Here is a 3,322-nt window from a genome sequence, read left to right as displayed (position 1 = left end):
ATCGATCATTGAAAACTGAATACACCAAACAAGATTGATCATATTCTCGATGCGAGGTATGACAATCACATTATTTCTTAAAAAAAGATATAATGAACCGAGAAATTGACCGAGTCTATGAAAAGATTCATAGAGTAAAAAACAAGCGAAAATATTGTGGTTAAGCAATAAAGGGCGCACGGTGAATGCCTTGGCACTAGGAGCCGATGAAGGACGCGACGAACAGCGATATGCTTCGGGGAGCGGTAAGTACGCTAAGAACCGGAGATTTCCGAATGGGGGAACCCAATGATTGTAAAAGATCATTATCCGCAAGGAAGGTAGACGCAGAGAACTGAAACATCTAAGTAACTGCAGGAAAAGAAAATAAGAATGATTCCCTAAGTAGCGGCGAGCGAACGGGGAAGAGCCCAAACCAGCGTGCATGCACGTTGGGGTTGAAGGACTCCATCACGAGACCAGACGATTTAGTAGAAGCCCATGGGAAGGGGCGGCAGAGAGGGTGAGACCCCCGTATGCGAAAGATCAACAGGCTCAGGAGTATCCTGAGTACGGCGGGACACGAGAAATCCCGTCGGAATCCACCAGGACCATCTGGTAAGGCTAAATACTCCCTAGTGACCGATAGTGAACCAGTACCGTGAGGGAAAGGTGAAAAGCACCCCGGAAGGGGAGTGAAAGAGTACCTGAAACCGTGTGCTTACAAGTAGTCAGAGCCCGTTAAGGGGTGATGGCGTGCCTTTTGTAGAATGAACCGGCGAGTGACGATAGTTGGCAAGGTTAAGTAGAAGATACGGAGCCGTAGCGAAAGCGAGTCTGAATAGGGCGTTAGTCAGGTGTCGTCGACCCGAAACCAGGTGACCTACCCATGTGCAGGTTGAAGGTGTGGTAAGACGCACTGGAGGACCGAACTCACATACGTTGAAAAGTGTGGAGATGACGTGTGGGTAGCGGAGAAATTCCAATCGAACCTGGAGATAGCTGGTTCTCTCCGAAATATATTTAGGTATAGCCTCAGAGTAAGAGATGTGGAGGTAGAGCACTGTTTGGACTAGGGGCCCATTCGGGTTACCGAATCTAGATAAACTCCGAATGCCACAAACTCATCTCTGGGAGTCAGACTGCGAGTGATAAGATCCGTAGTCGAAAGGGAAACAGCCCAGACCACCAGCTAAGGTCCCTAAGTAACTGTTAAGTGGAAAAGGATGTGGGGTTGCCTAGACAGCTAGGATGTTGGCTTAGAAGCAGCCATCATTTAAAGAGTGCGTAATAGCTCACTAGTCGAGTGACCCTGCGCCGAAAATGTACCGGGGCTAAACAGTCCACCGAAGCTGTGGATTCTAATTTATTAGGATGGTAGGAGAGCGTTCTATGTGCGGAGAAGCTGTACCGTAAGGAGCAGTGGAGCGCATAGAAGTGAGAATGCCGGTATGAGTAGCGAAAGACAGGTGAGAATCCTGTCCACCGATAGACTAAGGTTTCCAGGGGAAGGCTCGTCCGCCCTGGGTAAGTCGGGCCCTAAGCAAAAGCCGAACGGCGTATGCGATGGACAACAGGTAGAGATTCCTGTACTTGGGAAATACGATTTAAGCAATGGAGGGACACAGGAGGTAAGTCCACGCAGACAGATGGAAAAGTCTGTAGAAGCAACGAGTGAGATTGTGAGTCAAATGCTTACAATTAATGATGAGTTGTGATCTGGAGCGAAATAATAGTAGCGAAGGTGGATAATCAAACTGTCGAGAAAAGCTTCTAGCTAGTATGACCAACCCGTACCGCAAACCGACACAGGTAGTCAAGTGGAGAACACTAAGGTGAGCGAGAGAACTCTCGTTAAGGAACTCGGCAAAATGACCCCGTAACTTCGGGAGAAGGGGTGCTGACGCAAGTCAGCCGCAGTGAATAGGCCCAGGCGACTGTTTATCAAAAACACAGGTTTCTGCTAAATCGCAAGATGACGTATAGGAGCTGACGCCTGCCCGGTGCTGGAAGGTTAAGAGGAGCGCTTAGCGCAAGCGAAGGTGCGAATTGAAGCCCCAGTAAACGGCGGCCGTAACTATAACGGTCCTAAGGTAGCGAAATTCCTTGTCGGGTAAGTTCCGACCCGCACGAAAGGCGTAACGATCTGGGCACTGTCTCAACGAGAGACTCGGTGAAATTATAGTACCTGTGAAGATGCAGGTTACCCGCGACAGGACGGAAAGACCCCATGGAGCTTTACTGCAACTTGATATTGAGTGTTTGTGTGACATGTACAGGATAGGTAGGAGTCAAAGAGCTGTGTACGCCAGTATGCAAGGAGACGTTGGTGGGATACTACCCTTGTAATATGAACCCTCTAACTCGCGTGAAGAACACGGAAGACAGTGTCAGGTGGGCAGTTTGACTGGGGCGGTCGCCTCCTAAAGAGTAACGGAGGCGCCCAAAGGTTCCCTCAGAATGGTTGGAAATCATTCGTAGAGTGCAAAGGCAGAAGGGAGCTTGACTGCGAGACCAACAAGTCGAGCAGGGACGAAAGTCGGGCTTAGTGATCCGGTGGTACCGCATGGAAGGGCCATCGCTCAACGGATAAAAGCTACCCTGGGGATAACAGGCTTATCTCCCCCAAGAGTTCACATCGACGGGGAGGTTTGGCACCTCGATGTCGGCTCATCGCATCCTGGGGCTGAAGTCGGTCCCAAGGGTTGGGCTGTTCGCCCATTAAAGCGGTACGCGAGCTGGGTTCAGAACGTCGTGAGACAGTTCGGTCCCTATCCGTCGCGGGCGTAGGAAATTTGAGAAGAGCTGTCCTTAGTACGAGAGGACCGGGATGGACACACCGCTGGTGTACCAGTTGTTCCGCCAGGAGCATTGCTGGGTAGCTATGTGTGGGATGGATAACCGCTGAAAGCATCTAAGCGGGAAGCCAGCTTCAAGATGAGATTTCCCATTCGCAAGAAGTAAGACCCCTGAGAGACGATCAGGTAGATAGGCTAGAAGTGGAAGTATAGCGATATATGGAGCGGACTAGTACTAATCGGTCGAGGACTTAACCATGAGATTTCAAGGTAAGTAGAGGTGTATTCAGTTTTGAGTGATTGAGAGATTGCTCAAGATAACGATGAGATGACACTGTGTGGTGATGATGGCAAGAAGGACACACCTGTACCCATGCCGAACACAGCAGTTAAGCTTCTTAGCGCCGATGGTAGTTGGACCTTTGGTCTTGTGAGAGTAGGACGTTGCCACGCGTGTCATATCAAAGTTATTCCGCCATAGCTCAGCTGGCAGAGCGCATGACTGTTAATCATGATGTCGTAGGTTCGAGCCCTACTGGCGGAGT

The 3,322-nt window shown here is 49.9% G+C and carries 1 tRNA gene and 2 rRNA genes; all 3 read left to right on the top strand.

The window, feature by feature from the left end:
• The first annotated feature begins 158 nt into the window (after positions 1–158).
• Positions 159–3,036 (top strand): 23S ribosomal RNA (locus tag ACQV2Q_RS08750).
• Between the two features lie 78 nt (positions 3,037–3,114).
• Positions 3,115–3,230 (top strand): 5S ribosomal RNA (gene rrf, locus ACQV2Q_RS08745).
• An 18-nt stretch (positions 3,231–3,248) separates the two neighbouring features.
• Positions 3,249–3,321, top strand: a tRNA-Asn gene (locus ACQV2Q_RS08740).
• The last annotated feature ends 1 nt before the right edge of the window (position 3,322 follow it).

The sequence above is a fragment of the Facklamia sp. P12950 genome (assembly GCF_050409465.1).
Lineage (GTDB): Bacteria > Bacillota > Bacilli > Lactobacillales > Aerococcaceae > Facklamia.
Note: the sequence above shows the minus strand (reverse complement) of the source record. Positions and strands in the feature narration are given on the sequence as shown.